The organism is Intestinicryptomonas porci (assembly GCF_033971905.1).
GTDB classification, from domain to species: domain Bacteria; phylum Verrucomicrobiota; class Verrucomicrobiia; order Opitutales; family Intestinicryptomonadaceae; genus Intestinicryptomonas; species Intestinicryptomonas porci.
This window is the reverse complement of sequence record NZ_JALBUT010000003.1, coordinates 171,365-187,779: the sequence shown is the minus strand read 5'-3', so window position 1 is coordinate 187,779 and position 16,415 is coordinate 171,365. Positions and strand designations below refer to the sequence as shown.

The 16,415-nt window shown below is 45.7% G+C and carries 16 protein-coding genes; 6 read left to right on the top strand and 10 right to left on the bottom strand.

Features of this window, described 5'->3' with window-relative positions; genetic code table 11:
• Positions 1 to 24: 24 nt before the first annotated feature.
• The 3 genes from MOX91_RS03655 (at position 25) to MOX91_RS03645 (ending at position 1,525) form a co-directional block, all read left to right on the top strand.
• On the top strand, positions 25 to 522 hold the full coding sequence (locus MOX91_RS03655) for a hypothetical protein (RefSeq protein ID WP_370396722.1): 498 nt from the start codon (positions 25 to 27) through the stop codon (positions 520 to 522).
• Positions 523 to 603: 81 nt separating this feature from the next.
• Positions 604 to 1,215, top strand: a complete 612-nt coding sequence (locus MOX91_RS03650) for a methyltransferase family protein (protein ID WP_370396721.1) — start codon at positions 604 to 606, stop codon at positions 1,213 to 1,215.
• A 13-nt stretch (positions 1,216 to 1,228) separates the two neighbouring features.
• A complete protein-coding gene (locus MOX91_RS03645; protein WP_370396720.1) occupies positions 1,229 to 1,525 on the top strand; it encodes a hypothetical protein in 297 nt (98 codons plus the stop codon).
• On the opposite strand, the gene ahcY is transcribed toward MOX91_RS03645, so the two are convergent.
• The 5 genes from ahcY to gdhA form a co-directional block, all read right to left on the bottom strand.
• Positions 1,522 to 2,934 (bottom strand): adenosylhomocysteinase, encoded by a 1,413-nt coding sequence (ahcY, locus tag MOX91_RS03640; protein ID WP_370396719.1) that lies wholly within the window; start codon positions 2,932 to 2,934, stop codon positions 1,522 to 1,524. The genes MOX91_RS03645 and ahcY overlap by 4 nt on opposite strands.
• Positions 2,934 to 4,106, bottom strand: a complete 1,173-nt coding sequence (gene metK, locus MOX91_RS03635) for a methionine adenosyltransferase (protein WP_370396718.1) — start codon at positions 4,104 to 4,106, stop codon at positions 2,934 to 2,936. The genes ahcY and metK overlap by 1 nt, the downstream gene beginning before the upstream one ends.
• 94 nt (positions 4,107 to 4,200) lie before the next feature.
• The gene (locus MOX91_RS03630; RefSeq protein ID WP_370396717.1) at positions 4,201 to 4,932 is read right to left on the bottom strand and encodes a VC0807 family protein; all 732 of its coding nucleotides are present in this window, start codon (positions 4,930 to 4,932) and stop codon (positions 4,201 to 4,203) included.
• 1 nt (position 4,933) lies between these two features.
• Positions 4,934 to 5,173 carry a hypothetical protein gene (locus tag MOX91_RS03625; RefSeq protein WP_370396716.1) on the bottom strand — a complete coding sequence of 80 codons (240 nt, stop codon included), beginning with the start codon at positions 5,171 to 5,173 and terminating at the stop codon, positions 4,934 to 4,936.
• Between the two features lie 121 nt (positions 5,174 to 5,294).
• Complete coding sequence (gene gdhA / locus MOX91_RS03620; RefSeq protein ID WP_370396715.1) at positions 5,295 to 6,638, bottom strand: NADP-specific glutamate dehydrogenase; 1,344 nt, start codon at positions 6,636 to 6,638, stop codon at positions 5,295 to 5,297.
• A gap of 258 nt (positions 6,639 to 6,896) precedes the next feature.
• On the opposite strand from gdhA, the gene MOX91_RS03615 reads away from it, so the two are divergent.
• Both MOX91_RS03615 and MOX91_RS03610 read left to right on the top strand, forming a co-directional pair.
• Entirely contained in the window at positions 6,897 to 7,481 is a 585-nt protein-coding gene (locus MOX91_RS03615; RefSeq protein WP_370396714.1) for a PEGA domain-containing protein, read from the top strand.
• 102 nt (positions 7,482 to 7,583) lie between these two features.
• Positions 7,584 to 8,549, top strand: a complete 966-nt coding sequence (locus MOX91_RS03610) for a hypothetical protein (RefSeq protein ID WP_370396713.1) — start codon at positions 7,584 to 7,586, stop codon at positions 8,547 to 8,549.
• Here the strand turns inward: MOX91_RS03610 and MOX91_RS03605 are convergent.
• Complete coding sequence (locus MOX91_RS03605; protein ID WP_370396712.1) at positions 8,546 to 8,794, bottom strand: hypothetical protein; 249 nt, start codon at positions 8,792 to 8,794, stop codon at positions 8,546 to 8,548. The two genes, MOX91_RS03610 and MOX91_RS03605, sit on opposite strands and share 4 nt — an antisense overlap.
• A gap of 69 nt (positions 8,795 to 8,863) precedes the next feature.
• Between MOX91_RS03605 and MOX91_RS03600 the strand changes: the two genes are divergently transcribed.
• Positions 8,864 to 11,041, top strand: coding sequence for a hypothetical protein (locus MOX91_RS03600; protein ID WP_370396711.1), 2,178 nt, complete (start codon positions 8,864 to 8,866; stop codon positions 11,039 to 11,041).
• 77 nt (positions 11,042 to 11,118) lie between these two features.
• Here the strand turns inward: MOX91_RS03600 and tpiA are convergent, their stop codons facing one another.
• The 4 genes from tpiA to gap all read right to left on the bottom strand — a co-directional run bounded on the left by tpiA (position 11,119) and on the right by gap (position 16,368).
• Complete coding sequence (gene tpiA / locus MOX91_RS03595; protein ID WP_370396710.1) at positions 11,119 to 11,886, bottom strand: triose-phosphate isomerase; 768 nt, start codon at positions 11,884 to 11,886, stop codon at positions 11,119 to 11,121.
• 27 nt (positions 11,887 to 11,913) lie between these two features.
• Positions 11,914 to 13,164: a phosphoglycerate kinase gene (locus tag MOX91_RS03590; RefSeq protein ID WP_370396709.1), complete on the bottom strand. Its 1,251-nt coding sequence runs from the start codon at positions 13,162 to 13,164 to the stop codon at positions 11,914 to 11,916.
• A gap of 82 nt (positions 13,165 to 13,246) precedes the next feature.
• Positions 13,247 to 15,253 carry a glucosidase family protein gene (locus MOX91_RS03585; protein ID WP_370396708.1) on the bottom strand — a complete coding sequence of 669 codons (2,007 nt, stop codon included), beginning with the start codon at positions 15,251 to 15,253 and terminating at the stop codon, positions 13,247 to 13,249.
• Between the two features lie 116 nt (positions 15,254 to 15,369).
• Entirely contained in the window at positions 15,370 to 16,368 is a 999-nt protein-coding gene (gene gap / locus MOX91_RS03580; RefSeq protein ID WP_370396707.1) for a type I glyceraldehyde-3-phosphate dehydrogenase, read from the bottom strand.
• Between the last annotated feature and the right edge of the window lie 47 nt (positions 16,369 to 16,415).

Below are 16,415 nucleotides of genomic sequence, written 5' to 3'. Positions count from 1 at the left end.
TTTTAACGCAGGAAAGAGGTTTTTATGTTTTATCCAATTTTAATGGCAGATGGAGGCTTTTCAACTATTTCTGAATTGCCTTTGATTGGTATTGTTGTGATATTATATTTTATTAGTGTAATTGTTTTCTTGCCTTGTATTGCTTTTAAGTATCTTCTTGATTTTATATTTTGGATGATTTTCGAAGCTCTTTTGTGTGTCGGAAAAATATCGAAAGATGAGTCCGAGAGAAAATTAACTAAATATTTAAATTTTTTCAGCCTCGAAAAAATTTTATACTGTTTTTTCCCTATTTTTATTGTGTCCTCTATTTTATTTTCGATTTTACGTGGCGAAGAAACACCTTTTGGAATGTCTCAAGTTGACATCGAAATTCTCGTTATAATGCTTACATTTTGTTATGTGGTTCCGTTTTTTGGAAAGAGATTTGTTAAAGAGAAAAAGACAAGAACTTTATGTGTGGGAATTTATTGCGGTTTTTCGGCCTTGATTATATGTAGTCTTTTGTTAAGTTCATTGTAAGAATTAACAAAAAACTAACAATTCGCTAATAAAATAAAAACAAAATCGTTTCATTATGACTTCATAACAAAATGAAATCTAATGAAAAAAACTTTGAATGAAAAAATAAGGACGACAATTTCCAAAGTCGTAGGCATTTTTATTATATTTGCGGTTCTCTTTTGCGAGACAAAGTGGGAATTAAATCCGATACTTGAAGAATCGCTTATGCTCTTTGCATGCGTGATGGCTACAATCGGCGCATTCGGCAGAATTTGGTGCTCGCTTTATATTGCAGGACACAAAGACAGAAAGCTAATCACCGAGGGGCCTTACAGCTTGTGCAGAAATCCGCTCTACTTTTTCAGTTTTGTGGGAGCGGTCGGCACTTGTTTCGGCACGGAGACATTTTCGATTCCGATGCTTGCCGCCGTTGCTTTCATCTTGTATTATCCCTCGACGGTCAAGGGCGAAGAAGCGCGCTTAAAAGAGCTTTTCGGCAAGGAATTTGACGATTATTGTAAAACAACGCCGCGCTTTATTCCCAATTTTTTCCGAAAGCCAAGCCAGCCTGATTTTATGGAAGTAATGCCCAAAAAGTTTACAAAAAGTTTTTTGGACGCCGTTTGGTTTGTTTGGATTATCGGGTTTTTTGAGCTTGCCGAAGGTTTGAGGGAAGCGGGCGTCATACCGACCCTTTTCAAGCTCTATTAAGCGTTTTGAAAAGATGAATTTTCTTTCAAGCGTATTTTTTTTTGAATTTACAATGTTCGATATAGTTTTGCCTTCGCGCGGCAGTACTGCGTATTTTGGCAAATTTGCGGTCGCCTTGTTTTTGCGCAAGGCGGCTTTCTTTTGCTTGCATTTGGTTTCTCGGGCATTTTCAGGAATGACGGAGGCGGAATTGAAAAAGCCCGTTGACATCTATTTTGCGGTTAAAAACGGGGATTTAACACGCTTATTTGGCACAAAAAAAGCGGCGGAAAAAACATATCCGCCGCTTTTCGCAAACAATCCGTTTTAATACCTGTAAATGTCCGATTTATACGGGCCTTCGACTTTTACGCCGATGTAGTCCGCCTGCTCCTGTGTCAGGGTTGTAAGGTGCGCTCCGATGCGTTCCAAGTGCAGTCTTGCGACTTCTTCGTCCAATTTCTTGGGCAGGGTATAGACTTTGTTTTCGTACTTGCCGCGGTTTTCCCAAAGGTCTATTTGCGCAAGCGTTTGGTTTGTGAAAGAATTGCTCATCACAAACGACGGGTGCCCCGTCGCACAGCCCAAGTTAACGAGCCTGCCTTCCGCCAAGAGGTAGATTGAATTGCCGCCAGGGAATGTGTATTTGTCAACCTGGGGTTTGATGTTTGTGCGCTTTATGTTCGGGAATTTTTCAAGCTTGCTTACTTCGATTTCATTGTCGAAATGCCCTATGTTGCAGACGATAGCCTGGTCGCGCATCTTTTGCATGTGCTCGATTGTGATAATCTTGCAGTTGCCGGTTGTTGTTACATAGATGTCCGCCAATCCCAATGTTTCTTCAATCGTCACCACGCGGTAGCCTTCCATTGCCGCCTGCAATGCGCAAATCGGGTCTATTTCCGTGACCAAAATTGTTGCGCCAAGCCCTTTTAATGCCTGAACACAGCCTTTGCCGACATCGCCGTAGCCGCAAACTACCGCCACTTTGCCCGCAATCATTACGTCTGTTGCGCGCTTTATGCCGTCAACCAGCGATTCTCTGCAACCGTACAAATTGTCGAATTTGCTCTTTGTTACGGAGTCGTTTACATTGATTGCGGGGAAGAGCAGTTCGCCCCTTTCAAAACGCTGGTAGAGGCGGTGTACGCCTGTCGTTGTTTCTTCTGAAACACCCTTGACTTCCGCAACGACTTTGTGCCAATGGCTTGGGTCTTCCTTGTTAACTTTTTTAAGAAGAGCCTTTATGACTTCTTCTTCATGGCTTGAGCTTTCAGTGTTTACCCAATCCGAGCCGTTTTCAAGCTCGTAGCCTTTGTGGATTAGCAAAGTCGCGTCTCCGCCGTCGTCAACTATTAACTGCGGGCCCTTGCCGTCGTTCCAAGTCAGAGCCTTGTAGGTGCATTCCCAGTAGTCTTCAAGGCTTTCGCCTTTCCATGCAAATACGGGAGTGCCGCCTTTTGCGATTGCCGCCGCCGCGTGGTCTTGCGTTGAAAAGATGTTGCAGCTTGCCCAGCGCACGTCCGCGCCGAGAGCTTTCAATGTTTCAATCAAGACGGCGGTTTGGATTGTCATGTGCAGGCTGCCGCTTATTCTGACGCCTTTAAGCGGTTTTTTGTCCGCGTATTTTTTGCGCACCGCCATGAGCCCCGGCATTTCGTGCTCTGCGATGTCAAGTTCTTTTCTTCCGAAATCCGCCAAAGAGATGTCGGCTATTTTGTAGTCTGAAAATTCGCTCATTATTTTGCTGATTTTACGGCTTTTTTCAGGTCTTGCACCTTGTCGGTTTTTTCCCATGGCAAGACGGCTTTTGTGAAGTGTCCGTAGTTTGTGGTCTTTCTATAAATCGGGGCGAGAAGTCCGAGCTGTTTTATGATGTCAGCAGGCTTGAACGAGAACACTTTTTTTACTGCCTTAATCAGGGCGTCTTCGGAAACTTTGCCCGTGCCGAAAGTGTCGATTGCGATGCTCAAAGGATGTGGATAGCCAATTGCGTAGGCGACTTGAAGCTCGCAGCGTTCCGCCAAGCCTGCGGCAACGATGTTCTTTGCAACCCACCTGCACATGTACGCCGCCGAGCGGTCGACCTTTGAGGGGTCTTTGCCCGAGAACGCGCCGCCGCCGTGGCGCCCGTAGCCGCCGTAGGTGTCGACAATGATTTTTCTGCCGGTAAGGCCTGAGTCGCCCTGCGGGCCGCCAACAACGAATTTGCCCGTCGGGTTAATCAAAAACTGCGTTTTGGAGTCGATAAGCTCTTTGGGCAGAACCTTCTTTATGATTTTTTCAACCATGTAATGCTCGATTTCGTCATGCTCGACGTCCGCGGAGTGCTGGGTTGAAATTACGACGTTTTCAATGCGCGCGGGCTTGCCGTCTTTGTATTCCACGGCAACCTGGCTTTTGCAGTCGGGGCGCAGCCACTTGGGGCCCTTGTTCTTGCGCTGGAAGGCAAGCTCCGTCAAAATTCTGTGCGCGAACATAATTGCGGCGGGCATGTATTCGGGCGTTTCGTTTGTGGCGTAGCCGAACATGATGCCTTGGTCTCCCGCGCCCTGTTCCGCGCCTTGTTTGCCTCTCGCCCTGCGGGCGTCAACGCCTTGCGCGATGTCGGGGGACTGTTTTGTCAAAAGGTTTGTTATAAATACTTTGTCGGCATGAAAAACGTCATCGTCGTTGACGTAGCCGATTTCCCTTATGGCGTTTCGCACGATTTTTTCGTAGTCCAACTTTGCTTTTGTTGTGATTTCGCCCGCGATTACGACGCAGTTGCTCTTTACCAAAGTTTCGCATGCCACGCGGCTTGATTTGTCCTGTTCCAGGCATGCGTCAAGGACGCTGTCGGAAATATAGTCCGCCACTTTGTCGGGATGGCCTTCGCCAACCGATTCCGAAGAGAATACGTAATTTTTCATATTTGTTTTTTAGTGAGTGTTTTTTTTAAATATTGGTTCAATTCAATCGCAAATCACCAAATAGTCAAGCATTCATAAGCGGGGCGGATTTCGGCTATTTTTTGTTTTCGCGCAAGTCCTGCGAGAGGGCTTCCTCAAAAGTAAATCCCGTCAAATTTTTGATTGCGTTTAGAATTTTGAAAAGTGCGGCGGTTGTGATTGCCATGCAGGGCAGTAGAACAACAAGGTATGAAATCCATGTCATTTGCCCGACTTGGCTGTTGAATTCTTCCGCGCTTGCGTTTTCGGTGTAAATCATTGCCGCGAGGAAAAACTGGATAATGCCGCTTGCGAAGAATGACGCCGATATTAGAATTGTCGCGCCTTTTAAGGCGTCGAAGAACTTTGCGGTGTTGTTTCTTTCTTCGAGAGCCGCCGCCACTTTTTTCGTGTCCAACAGGGCGTCGTTATAGATTAAGACTTTCACGAGGGGCTTTTTTGTGTATGCCGATATTAAGACTGCCAGACCAAGTATCGCGGGAATGCCCGCCTCTTTTGCGATAATCCATTCGCGGGAAAGTTCGAAAAGCCCGATTGTGCCTGTTAAAAGCACGTTTAGTATGCCGAAAATCGAAAAAATGTTCCACTTCCCGCGCTTTGCCAAATCGTAAATCCCGTAAATGACGGGCAGGGCTATTGCGATTGCGAAAAAGTAAATCGGTTTTGCGCTTTCTTGGGAGACAATTCCCGCCGCAACGAGCCACTTTTGCGCCTTCATCAAAATGAGCGTCGGCAAAATTACGTTTACGCCCAGATTGAGCCAGATGTTTTCTTTGTTTTTAGGCATTTTATCTGTACAAATTTATAAGCCCCATTAAGCCAAGAATGAGAAGCGGAATAATTGCCCAGATTATACGTTTTGTCATGTAGCGGCGGTTGAAATCTTCGCGGCTTATGTCTATTTCGTTGCGGTAGTCCGAATAAAATTCCTCTTTCCCCTTTAAGATATAGTAGAGGTTTGGAATTAGCGATAATGCCAGCATGGTAAGCAGTATTAAAATCCAGGCGAAAGTTTCTTTTTCTTGCATGATGTTTTTTTGGTAAAAGGCTATTTAGCGCGATAATTTTCAATTTATCAATATTTTATTCAAAAAAAGCGCGGACTTCTTTTGGAAATCCGCGCCAAATTTTTATTGAGTTAAGCTTAAATTAGACGCCCTGGGCAATCATTGCATCTGCGACCTTCTTGAAGCCCGCGATGTTTGCGCCGTTTACCAAGTTGCCGGGTGTGCCGACTTCTTCAGCCGCATTTGCCGCGTTTTGGTGGATTGAGCGCATGATGTTGTGGAGCTTTTCGTCAACTTCTTCGCGGGTCCAGCTCAAGCGGATTGCGTTTTGCGACATTTCCAAGCCCGAGGTTGCAACGCCGCCTGCGTTTGCCGCCTTTGCGGGACCATAGTGTATGCCGGCTTCCACATAGAGCTTGATTGCTTCGTTTGTGGAGGGCATATTCGCGCCTTCGGATACGCACATGCAACCGTTTGCAAGAAGAGCCTTTGCGTCTTCAAGCTCGATTTCGTTCTGGGTTGCGGAGGGCATTGCGATGTCGGCTTTTACCAAGCCCCACGGGCGTTTGCCTTCAACGTACTTGGCATTCTTGAACTGTTTTGCGTATTCGCTTATTCTGCCGCGCTTTACGTTTTTAAGTTCCATTACGAAAGCAAGCTTTTCGGCGTCGATGCCGTCTTCGTCGATGATTGCGCCGTTAGAGTCGGACATTGAAAGAACTTTTGCGCCGTTTTGAATGAGCTTTTCAACCGTGTATTGCGCAACGTTGCCCGAACCCGAAACCAGCACGCGCTTGCCGTCGAGACCGTCTTTCTTTGTGGCGAGCATTTCCTGGCAGAAGTAAACATTGCCGTATCCTGTCGCTTCCGGGCGAATTAGTGAGCCGCCCCAAGCCAAGCCTTTGCCTGTCAAAACGCTGTCGTAAGAATCGACAATTCTCTTGTATTGCCCGAAGAGGAAGCCGATTTCGCGACCGCCCACGCCGATGTCGCCTGCGGGGACGTCAACGTTTTCGCCGATGTGGCGGTAAAGCTCAGTCATGAAGCTGCGGCAGAAAGAGCGCACTTCGTTGTCGCTTTTGCCTTTCGGGTCGAAGTTGGAGCCGCCCTTGCCGCCGCCCATTGGCAAAGTGGTGAGGGAGTTTTTGAAGACCTGTTCAAAGCCGAGGAACTTCAAGATGCCCAAATTTACGGACGGGTGGAAGCGCAAGCCGCCTTTGTAGGGACCTATTGCGCTGTTGAATTGAACGCGGTAGCCCTGGTTTACATGGAGTTCGCCCTTGTCGTCGTACCAGGGAACTTGGAAGAGGATTGTTCTTTCGGGAACAACCATTCTTTCAAGAATTTTGTTTTCTTCGTATTTTTTATCCTTTTCGAGGATAAGGCTCAATGAGGAAAGCACTTCTTCAACTGCTTGAAGGAATTCTTTTTCCCATGGTTGTTTTTTCTGTAAGTCTTCCAAGACTTTTGCTACGTAGCTGTTCATAATTTTTTTATTTGGATTTAAGTTTTTGATAAAATGCAAGATGTACAAAAGCTTTTTTAATAGTCTTTGGATAGTCAAAAAATTTTTTTTGAAAACGCGAAAATTGTTGTCAAAAATTACAAAAATGTAATGTTTTGCTTCAAAAATGTCGCATTTTTCCGAAGTTTAATTTAACGCGGGCTTCATCATAAATCTTGACGCGGCACGGGGGTTATGAAAAAATAAATCGCGCAAAATCGGTAAACTTTTTTAATTTTTATGGAACACAAGGGCTTAATTTACACGCTTTCGGGAATCGCCGTTTTGGCGGTAATGATTGCGCTGATTGCTTTCGGGCTTGATTCGGGAGGCTCGCGCAATTTTGTTTTGGATTCTTTCCCAAGCGGCGCAAACGTATATTTGAACGGGAAGCCTGCGGGCAAGACTCCGCTTCTTCTCGATGCAGATTTTATGAGGCGAAACAAAATTTCAGGATATGAAGAAGCTCCGCTTTTGCGTATTTTCACTCCGAACAAGAACGGCAGTCTTCTGATTTCTTCGGGGACGCCTAAAAATTCCCAAAAGCTTTTGTCTTCAACTTTTACGTTTGCCTTGCCCACAAAGCAGGGCGGAATTCCGCAAGTCTTTGAAAAGTCCACGCCCGACGCTCCGCTTGAAGTCGCGCAAAAGGGCATGGGGGCTTTCATTTACTTTGAAAAAACCGACAAAATGATAGTTGTTTTTGACAGCGGAAAAATGCCGCGCTTGTCTCCCGAGCAAAAGGAGAGGGCGAGCGTGATTTGGTTCGGCTCTGACGTTTCTTTGGGGATAATGTCGGAATACAAGTCGTTTAACAAAAGATAGTTTTTTGTTTTGTAAATCAATGTTTTAAATTTGAAAATAAAAAGCTTGTGAATTGCGTTTTTTGAAGCTAAGTTTCCCATACAACATTAAATAGGGATTTTTATGGGAAGACTGTTTTTGGCATCGCTTTTATTTTTCGTTTATTCCGACATGTTTGCCGCGCGCTCGCAGGAGCCTGTCGTTATTACCACCTGCCGTTCGTTCGGCGCAAGGTGCGACGAGCAAAGCAAAATTGCATTGCAAAACCGCTTTAAGCCTGCCGGAGAGCAGAACTGCGGGGATTGCGACGACATCAACAAGGTTTGCGCGAACGCCGTTTTGTCCTTTGACGGAATAATGCAGGGCGATGACGGCAAAATTGCGCTTGAAGCGTTTTATCCCGACGGCAATAGCTACAAGTATTTTATTTTGTTTAATTTCAGGGAAAATGATTCTTCCGCCGCCGTGGAATATTGGGCGTCGAGTTCTGCGGATTTCAAACGCTCAACCTACGCAATCGCAATTTCCGACGAGGACAAGGCGGGCTATGACGCGATATTTAAATCTGCAGAGATTGCTCCGAGCGTCATTCCCGCAATAATATATTCGCTTGCAAACGACATGTCTTTGACCGACGAACCCCAGCTTGCCCGCAGGCAGTTCGACCTTGCCCTTTTGTCCATTTTGGAGGCTATGGGCGGCGGCATGAAAGGCTATGACAAGGCTTTCGTGAAAAGCGATGCCTGGTTTGACATTTCAAAGCGCATGTCCGCGCTTAAAATTTTGCGCGACTATGTTTTGGACAATCCCAGGCTATTCAACATAAATCCCTCGCTTGACGCGGAGGGCAGAGATTTCGCCTATTACATGAAGAAGTTTTCCGATGAATATGCCGCCCGCACAAGGGAGCAGTTCAGGCTTGAATGCAAGGATTTCAATGAGGCGGAAAGCCCGATTTTGGACGAAGATGCCCTGAAAAAGGCGGAGAGCTTTTCAAAGGCTTTTTCTTGCAAAAAAAATTCGCAAAGCGGGAAAGAGTCGAGATTTAAGTCTTTGCGCCTTAAAAAGCCCAAGTCCCGCAGGCGTTAGAAAAGTGCCAAAATAAACAGCACGAACAAAATCAAAATTCCGAGACAGCAGTTGTTGCAGCTGTTCTGCGGATATGTGTAAACAAAGGGCGGAGTTCGCCCCGCATTTCTTGGATTTTTGCGTCTTGGCGAATGTTCAAAAACGTCGTTTTCGTTCGGGCGAGGCGTGTTTATTTCAACTGCGTCCAATTCCACAATGTCCGGAGTTTTGTCGGACGGCGTTTTTTGAATGTCTCCATTATCCATAATAAAAATATGCTATAACAATAAATTTCTCTTGCAAAGGATTTTCTTATGAAATTCAATGTGCTTGAAATGAAAACTGAACACAAATGGTCATTCTTTAAGGCGGGGGGAATTTATCAAGTTGAGTTTAATTCGGGAGCGGACATTGCCAACATTCGCTTTCTCGACCAAAAGTTGTGGGCGGCTCTGGCTTGTCCAACGCGCGGAGTTCATTTTGACTTTGCCACTTTGGACATGCTCGACACCGATAAGGACGGGCGCATACGCAGTCCCGAAATAATCGAGGCTTGCGAGTGGGCTTGCGCAATGTTGAAAAATCCCGACACCCTCATGGCGGGTTCGGACAATTTGAAAATATCCGACATCAAAGACGACACGGAAGACGGCAAAGTTTTGATTTCAACTGCCAAAGAAGTCTTGAAAAACTTGAAAAAGCCCGACGCAGATTCGATTTCCGTAAAAGATTTTGACGACAAGAGCGCGGTATTTGCAAAAACGCCTTTCAATGCCGACGGGGTTATCACGCTTCTTAGCGCGGAAAGCGAAGACTTGAAAAACACAATATCGTCCGTAATGAAAGTCGCAGGGAGCGTAAAGGACCGCTCGGGAGAAGACGGCATAAACGCGGATTTGATAAACCGATTTTTTGATAAGCTGAATGCCTATTGCGCATGGAAGTCGGAATCGGAACAAAATAAAGATAAAATTTTCTTTTTGGGAGATGACACCGCCGCCGCATTCGACGCCTTTTTTGCCGTCTCTTCAAAGATTGACGACTATTTTACGCGCGCTTCCATTCTCGCCTACGGCAATGCCTCTGCTGATTTGGTAAACGCCACAAGGGAAAATTTCGCCGAAATTTTAAAGGGAGACGTTTCTTCAAATAACGAGCTTTTGGCGGCATTGCCTATTGTGAAAATTGCAAGCCCCGATGAAATTTGTTTTGGCGGCGAAGAAAACCCTGCATGGAAAGCGAAAATAAAATTGTTTAAAACTTCGGTTTTGGAAAAAATGCAAATTCCATCCGATTCGCTTTCCTTTGAAAACTGGAATAAAATCAAGGCGGCGTTTGCTCCATATGCGGCTTGGATTTCATCGAAGTCCGACGGCGGAATTTCCGATTTGGGAGAGGCTGAAATTAAACGACTTTCGGAGCCGTCCCAAAAAGTCGCTCTTTTTGATTTAATCGCAAAAGACGAAGCCTTGAAGTATGCGGTTGACAACATTGAACGTCTTGAAAAGCTTGTGCGTTTAAACCGCGATTTGCTGGAGCTTTTGACAAACTTCGTAAGTTTTAAGTCTTTTTATACCCGCAAGGGCAAGGCGATGTTCCAAGTTGGTGAACTTTTCATCGACCAGCGCGTTTGCGAACTTTGCATAAGGGTTGACGACGCGGGCAGGCATGCCGCTCTTTCGCCGCTTTCTTACACCTATTTGATATATTGCGACTGCAAGCGCAAGGGAGAAGCCCCGTTTACGGTGGTTGCGGCTGTAACTTCGGGCGATTGCGACAATCTTTTGGTTGGCAGAAACGGCATATTCTTTGACCGTGAAGGTAAAGACTGGGACGCAACCATTACGAAAATCGTGCAAAATCCGATAAGCGTGCGTCAGGCATTCTGGTCTCCTTACAAGCGTTTTGCGGCATGGATTGGCGATTTAATTGCAAAGCGGGCGAGCGCGGCAGACGCAAACGCAATGTCTTCCATGACTTCCGCAACCGAAAAAAACGCCGCGCCCAAAAAGCTTGATATCGGTACTCTCGCCGCAATCGGCGTAGCAATCGGCGGCATTACCACCACAATAAGCGCGATTTTGATAGCGTTGGGCGGCATTGGCATGGTTAAACTGCCTCTTTACATAGTCGGGGCGATATTGCTCATTTCTCTGCCGTCAATGGTTCTTGCAAGCTTGAAGCTTAAAAAGCGCAACTTGGGACCGCTTCTCGACGCAAATTCATGGGCTGTAAACACCCGCGCGAAAATGAATTTGGTTCTTGGTGCGACTCTCACTTCAAGCGCGCATTTGCCAAAAGGTTCGCGCAAGTGCTTGAAAGATCCGTTTGCCCAAAAGCGAAATTATGCGTTGCCGATTATCTTCATACTGATTTTGGCATCTTCAATCGTCGGGGCATGCTTGCAGGCGGGAGTGATTAAAAATCCTTTTGAAAAGCCTGCGGAAGAGCAAAAGTCCGAACAGGTTGCGCCTTTGACCGATGCAGGGCAGACTGCCGAAAAGGTAAAATAGGGCGCAGTTTAAATTTTAAGGCACAAAAAAACCTGCAAATTTTTCATTTGCAGGTTTTTGTTTTATTTAAACTTTTATTAGGCAAGTTTTACCGCGGAGTTTACCAAAGCGGCAAATGAATCCGCCTTGAGAGCCGCGCCGCCAATCAAACCGCCGTCAATGTCCTTTTGAGCCAGCAATTCATCTGCATTTTCGGGCTTCATTGAACCGCCGTAGAGAATTTGGATTTTTTCCGCGACGTTTTCGCCGAACATTCCCGCCAAAACCTTGCGGATTTCTGCGTGAACTTCCTGCGCCATTGCGGGAGTTGCGGTTTTGCCTGTGCCGATTGCCCAAACGGGTTCGTAGGCGATAACAACCTTCAAGGCTTCTTCCGCTGTCAAGCCGTCAAGACCGCCCTTTGTCTGGGTCGAAACAACTTCGATGGTTTTGTTGGCTTCGCGTTCTTCCAATGTTTCGCCGACGCACAAAATCGGCTTTAAGGAAGATGCAACTGCGGCTTTTACCTTCTTGTTTATGAGGCAGTCGCATTCCTTGAAATACTGGCGGCGTTCGCTGTGTCCCAAGATGACGTATGCGCAGTGCAGTTCGCGCAACATTGCGGCCGAGATTTCGCCAGTGAACGCGCCGCTTTTTTCAAAGTGCATGTTTTGCGCGCCGAGCTTTACGTTCGAGCCTTCGATGATTTTTTCGACTGTTTCCAAAGAGGTGAATGTCGGGCAAATAGCAATGTCAACATTGCTTACGTTGCCGACTGCTTCCACGACGCCCTGCGCGAGTGCTGCCGCTTCGGAAGAAGTCTTGTTCATTTTCCAGTTGCCTGCGATAAAATATCTGCGTGACATTTTTAAACTTTCTTTTTTCGGGTTAAATTATTTGTCGTTTAGGGAAACAACGCCGGGCAATTCTTTGCCTTCCAAGAATTCCAAGCTTGCGCCGCCGCCCGTTGAAACGTGGGACATTTTCGGCGCGAGTCCGCTCTTGTTCACCGCCGCAACGCTGTCGCCGCCGCCGATAATCGAGATGCCGCCGTTTGCTTTGACTTCTGCAACGGCTTCGCAAACGCCGAAAGTGCCCTTGCTGAATTTTTCCATTTCAAAGCAGCCCATCGGTCCGTTCCACACTACTGTTTTCGCGCTCTTGATTGCGTCGGCGTAAAGCTCTACGGTTTTGGGGCCGATGTCCAAGCCCATCCAGCCGTCGGGGATTTCCGTTACGATTTGAGTATTGGCTTCGGGGTCGAACTTGTCGGCTGCGATGTTGTCAACGGGCAACAGGAATTTTACTCCGAGAGACTTCGCCTTTTCCATCATGTCCTTTGCGTATTGGATTTGGTCTTCTTCGCAAAGGGAGTTGCCGATTTTCTTGCCGAGAGCCTTCAAGAAAGTGTAAGCCATGCCGCCGCCGATTATGAGGGTGTCAACCTTTGTGAGGAGATTGTTGACCACAGCAAGCTTATCGGAAACTTTCGCGCCGCCCAAGATTGCGACGAACGGGCGAACGGGATTTTCAACAGCGCTGCCCAAATATTCGATTTCCTTTTCCATCAAAAAGCCCGCAACGGAAGTGTCGATATACTTTGTGATGACTGCCGTTGACGCGTGCGCGCGGTGGGCTGTTCCGAAAGCGTCGTTGCAGAAAATGTCGCCGTAGGAAGCGAGCTTCTTTGCAAGCTCTTTTTGCTGTTCTTTAAGAGCGGCTTTGCGGGCTTTGAATTCTTCGTCGCTTTCGCCTTCTTTTTGCTTGCACTTTGCCTGCTCTTCCTTGTGGTAGCGTGTGTTTTCAAGCATAACGATGTCGCCCGCTTTCATTGCGGCAACTTCCGCGTCGGCGTTTGCGCAGTCAGCGACAAATACCACGGGTTTCCCCAAAAGTTTTGAAAGATAGTCGGCGACTATTTTCATTGTGGTGTCGGAAGTGATGCCTTTTTCGTCGGGGCGACCCATGTGGCTCATCAAAATGAGGCTTCCGCCCTGTTCCAACACATACTTGATAGAAGGCAGAGCGCCTTTAATGCGGGTGTCGTCTTTAATGACGCCTTCTTTTACGGGCACGTTGAAGTCAACGCGCATAATGACTTTTTTGCCTTTCAAGTCTATATCACGAAGTGTTTTCTTATTCATTGTATTTTATTTTAAGACTTTTGGTTGTTATGAAAATATCCCATTTATATTGAACTCTTTGTAATTCTTTGCAACTTTTTTCTTAAAGTTTTATTTTCGCGGTTTCCCCGTTTTTCAGCGTCTTTTTAATGAGTTTTTTATCCGAATTGTTTTTGATTTGCAATTCGAGTTTGTCGGCAGATATGCGTTTTATCTCAATGTCGAAATTTTTACCAAAGGCCTTTATGTTTGAGAGAATTACATTTTGCCAAGTTGAAGGAATTGAGGGTTTTATTTCAAAGCTTTTAAAGCCAATAGGGCGTATCCCGAAAATCCCTTCGGTTATAATCCTACAAAACAATGCACTTTCTGCGGCAAGATGAGCTTTTCCACCTTCGGGAAAGGCCTCTATTGCGTAAGGGACTCTTTTGCCTAAGAGTCTCTCATTGATATAAAGTTGCAACGTTTCCCACGCTTTATCCGGCTCGTTTGATGCAAAGATTCCACGCAAGGCATAGAGATAGGTTCTATCCCAAAAATCTCTTACACCTGTTTGGACTTTTAAACCTTCTTTGCTGAGAAGTTTTGGACTTGTTAAGGCTGAAATTGTACCGTCTTTTTTATCTGAAATCCCCATGCAAAGCGGTATGCAAATCCATGAACGCAGAATATTGTTGCCGTCGTAATACTTGTAAGTATCAAAACCTTCAACTTCTCCCTCGAAATATTTGCGGATATTTTTATGCAGAGTTTTTGCTTGGCTTAGATAGTTTTGGGAGGCGGAGTTGTCGCCGAGTTCGGATTTTAGGGAAGCCGCGGAAATCAGGGCGTCGTAATAGAGGCTTGATGTGCACAAGTTTGCTTCCCCTGCGGGAAAGCGCAGTTCAAGCTCGTCGCAGTCGCTTTTTACAACGCCGTCTTCGTTCAAATTTCGTTTGCAGTATTCCAAACACCAATCTATTAACGGAATTAACTCTTGGGCTGTTTTTTTATCTCCGTTTGCCAATGCGTAGCGAGCCGCTCCGTATGCGACCATTGCTGCGTCGCCCCTGTCGCCCTTGCCGTTCCACGTCACTCTTCCTTCGGCTGTGATGGCAGATGGTATCATTTTAAAGTCGTCTCTTAAAAATCTTGACCAATGCTTAAACATATTTTGAGCAGATAGGTTTGAATTTTTTTCGCCCAAAAAAGGGAAAAATGGATTTGCGTATTCTGCTTGGTCGTTTGCCCAGAATCCTGCATAGTAGCGTTCTCCGGCGGGAGAGTGAATCAAGCCTCCGTTTGTGTCGAATACGCTTTCTGTTGCACGAATTTTGGCAAAATTAAACATCGTATTTAGCTTGTCGTTTGGCGAGTTTAAGACTAAGGAATTTTGGGCTTTTTTAATGAAGTCTTTACGCTTGGCGAGTTCTTGGGCTGGATTGAGATTAATAAAGTTATCGTTAATGCTTGCTTGAATTTCTAAGGCGAAAGTATGCTTTTGTTTCGGAGCTAAAATTAGTCCGCCGGAGTTTACGCCTTTTATGCGGAGTTTATATTGCCCATATTCGCACAACGAACGATTTGGCGTATAACAAACATTGATTTCTGGAATCTCTAAATTTGCAGGTTTTTCACCAAGATTTTCAATTTCTACAATTTGAAAAATTGCAGGATAGACAGTGCTTGGGTAGATTTTTCTTATGATTTTAAAGTGTGATTTTTTATTAAATTCTTCTTCGATATTTAAAATGCCATCAAAGGAAATTTTTTTAACTTTACCGATGAGTTTCTCCGGTGTTTGACGTACATTATTTATGCCGCCGGTTAAAAATAAATAGAGTGGATTTATTAAATCTATATCCCGAAAAAATGTAGTTTCCATACATAGAGGTTTCATTCTGAACTTCGGGAAGAAGGCACGCATTGTAAGATGAAGTGTGCCATTATGATTTACTCCATAGGCAACTACAAACGATGTGCCAAGCCCTGCCATTTCGACATTGTCTTTGTGCGAAATATTTTCTTGTGGAACAAATGCAATCCCTGAGTTTTCTATAGTCCACAATTCTTGACTAAACCCCAAATTTGCAAATAACCCCGCCAATAAAAATAATATAATCCTTTTCATAAATTGTTTTTATGAATATAAAAAAAATTATCTTTGTGGCAATCAATATTTCGGCGTAATATACAAAAAGAGCGCACCAAAACGATGCGCCCTTTTTAAAATCAACTAATAGCCGATTACTTCGCGATAACGCGAGCCATTTCCAAAACCTTGTTGGAATAGCCCCATTCGTTGTCGTACCAGGAAACAACCTTGACGAATGTCGGGTCGAGCTGGATACCTGCTTTTGCGTCGAAGATGGAAGTCTTCGGGCAGTTGCGGAAGTCTGTTGAAACAACGGCTTCGTCGGTGTAGCCCAAGATGCCTTTGAGTTCGCCTTCTGAAGCTTCTTTCATTGCCGCGCAGATTTCTTCGTATGTGCAGCCCTTTTCGAGTTCAACCGTGAGGTCAACAACCGAAACGTCGGAAGTGGGAACGCGCATTGACATGCCTGTCAATTTGCCGTTGAGTTCGGGAAGAACTTTGCCAACAGCCTTTGCCGCACCGGTGGAAGACGGAATGATGTTTTCCAAGATGCCGCGACCGCCGCGCCAGTCTTTCTTTGAAGGACCGTCAACAGTCTTCTGTGTTGCTGTTGCAGCGTGTACTGTTGTCATCAAACCGCGCTTGATGCCGAACTTTTCGTTCAAAACCTTGGAAATCGGAGCCAAGCAGTTTGTCGTGCAGGAAGCATTGGAAATGATGTCCTGACCTGCGTATGTTGTGTGGTTTACGCCGTAAACGAACATCGGAGTTGCGTCCTTGGAAGGAGCAGACATGATGACTTTCTTTGCGCCTGCCTGAATGTGTTTGCGGGCTTTTGCGTCTTCGAGGAACAAGCCTGTCGATTCAACGACAACGTCTGCACCGACTTCGTTCCACTTCAAGTTTGCGGGATCCATTTCAGCTGTGAGGCGGATCTTGTTGCCGTTAACAATCAAGAAGCTGCCTTCAACTTTGATGTCGCCCTGGAACTGACCGTGTACAGAGTCGTACTTGAGCATGTATGCCAAGTATTCAGGGTCGAGAAGGTCGTTGATGCCAACGATCTGGATGTCATTTGCGAAGTTTTCCACAGCTGCGCGGAAAACCATGCGGCCGATTCTGCCGAATCCGTTAATGCCAACTTTAATCATTATATTTCCTTATCTTATGGATTGTTTAAAAATTAAGTCTTCAAATA

What these genes read in the sequence shown, in the direction of transcription:
- MOX91_RS03605 (WP_370396712.1), bottom strand. Translation starts at nt 8,794, where the DNA reads ATGGATAATGGAGACATTCAAAAAACGCCGTCCGACAAAACTCCGGAC.
- MOX91_RS03590 (WP_370396709.1), bottom strand. Translation starts at nt 13,164, where the DNA reads ATGAATAAGAAAACACTTCGTGATATAGACTTGAAAGGCAAAAAAGTC.
- MOX91_RS03655 (WP_370396722.1), top strand. Translation starts at nt 25, where the DNA reads ATGTTTTATCCAATTTTAATGGCAGATGGAGGCTTTTCAACTATTTCT.
- MOX91_RS03600 (WP_370396711.1), top strand. Translation starts at nt 8,864, where the DNA reads ATGAAAACTGAACACAAATGGTCATTCTTTAAGGCGGGGGGAATTTAT.
- MOX91_RS03625 (WP_370396716.1), bottom strand. Translation starts at nt 5,173, where the DNA reads ATGCAAGAAAAAGAAACTTTCGCCTGGATTTTAATACTGCTTACCATG.
- MOX91_RS03630 (WP_370396717.1), bottom strand. Translation starts at nt 4,932, where the DNA reads ATGCCTAAAAACAAAGAAAACATCTGGCTCAATCTGGGCGTAAACGTA.
- gap (WP_370396707.1), bottom strand. Translation starts at nt 16,368, where the DNA reads ATGATTAAAGTTGGCATTAACGGATTCGGCAGAATCGGCCGCATGGTT.
- metK (WP_370396718.1), bottom strand. Translation starts at nt 4,106, where the DNA reads ATGAAAAATTACGTATTCTCTTCGGAATCGGTTGGCGAAGGCCATCCC.
- gdhA (WP_370396715.1), bottom strand. Translation starts at nt 6,638, where the DNA reads ATGAACAGCTACGTAGCAAAAGTCTTGGAAGACTTACAGAAAAAACAA.
- MOX91_RS03585 (WP_370396708.1), bottom strand. Translation starts at nt 15,253, where the DNA reads ATGAAAAGGATTATATTATTTTTATTGGCGGGGTTATTTGCAAATTTG.
- MOX91_RS03610 (WP_370396713.1), top strand. Translation starts at nt 7,584, where the DNA reads ATGGGAAGACTGTTTTTGGCATCGCTTTTATTTTTCGTTTATTCCGAC.
- ahcY (WP_370396719.1), bottom strand. Translation starts at nt 2,934, where the DNA reads ATGAGCGAATTTTCAGACTACAAAATAGCCGACATCTCTTTGGCGGAT.
- MOX91_RS03645 (WP_370396720.1), top strand. Translation starts at nt 1,229, where the DNA reads ATGAATTTTCTTTCAAGCGTATTTTTTTTTGAATTTACAATGTTCGAT.
- MOX91_RS03615 (WP_370396714.1), top strand. Translation starts at nt 6,897, where the DNA reads ATGGAACACAAGGGCTTAATTTACACGCTTTCGGGAATCGCCGTTTTG.
- MOX91_RS03650 (WP_370396721.1), top strand. Translation starts at nt 604, where the DNA reads ATGAAAAAAACTTTGAATGAAAAAATAAGGACGACAATTTCCAAAGTC.
- tpiA (WP_370396710.1), bottom strand. Translation starts at nt 11,886, where the DNA reads ATGTCACGCAGATATTTTATCGCAGGCAACTGGAAAATGAACAAGACT.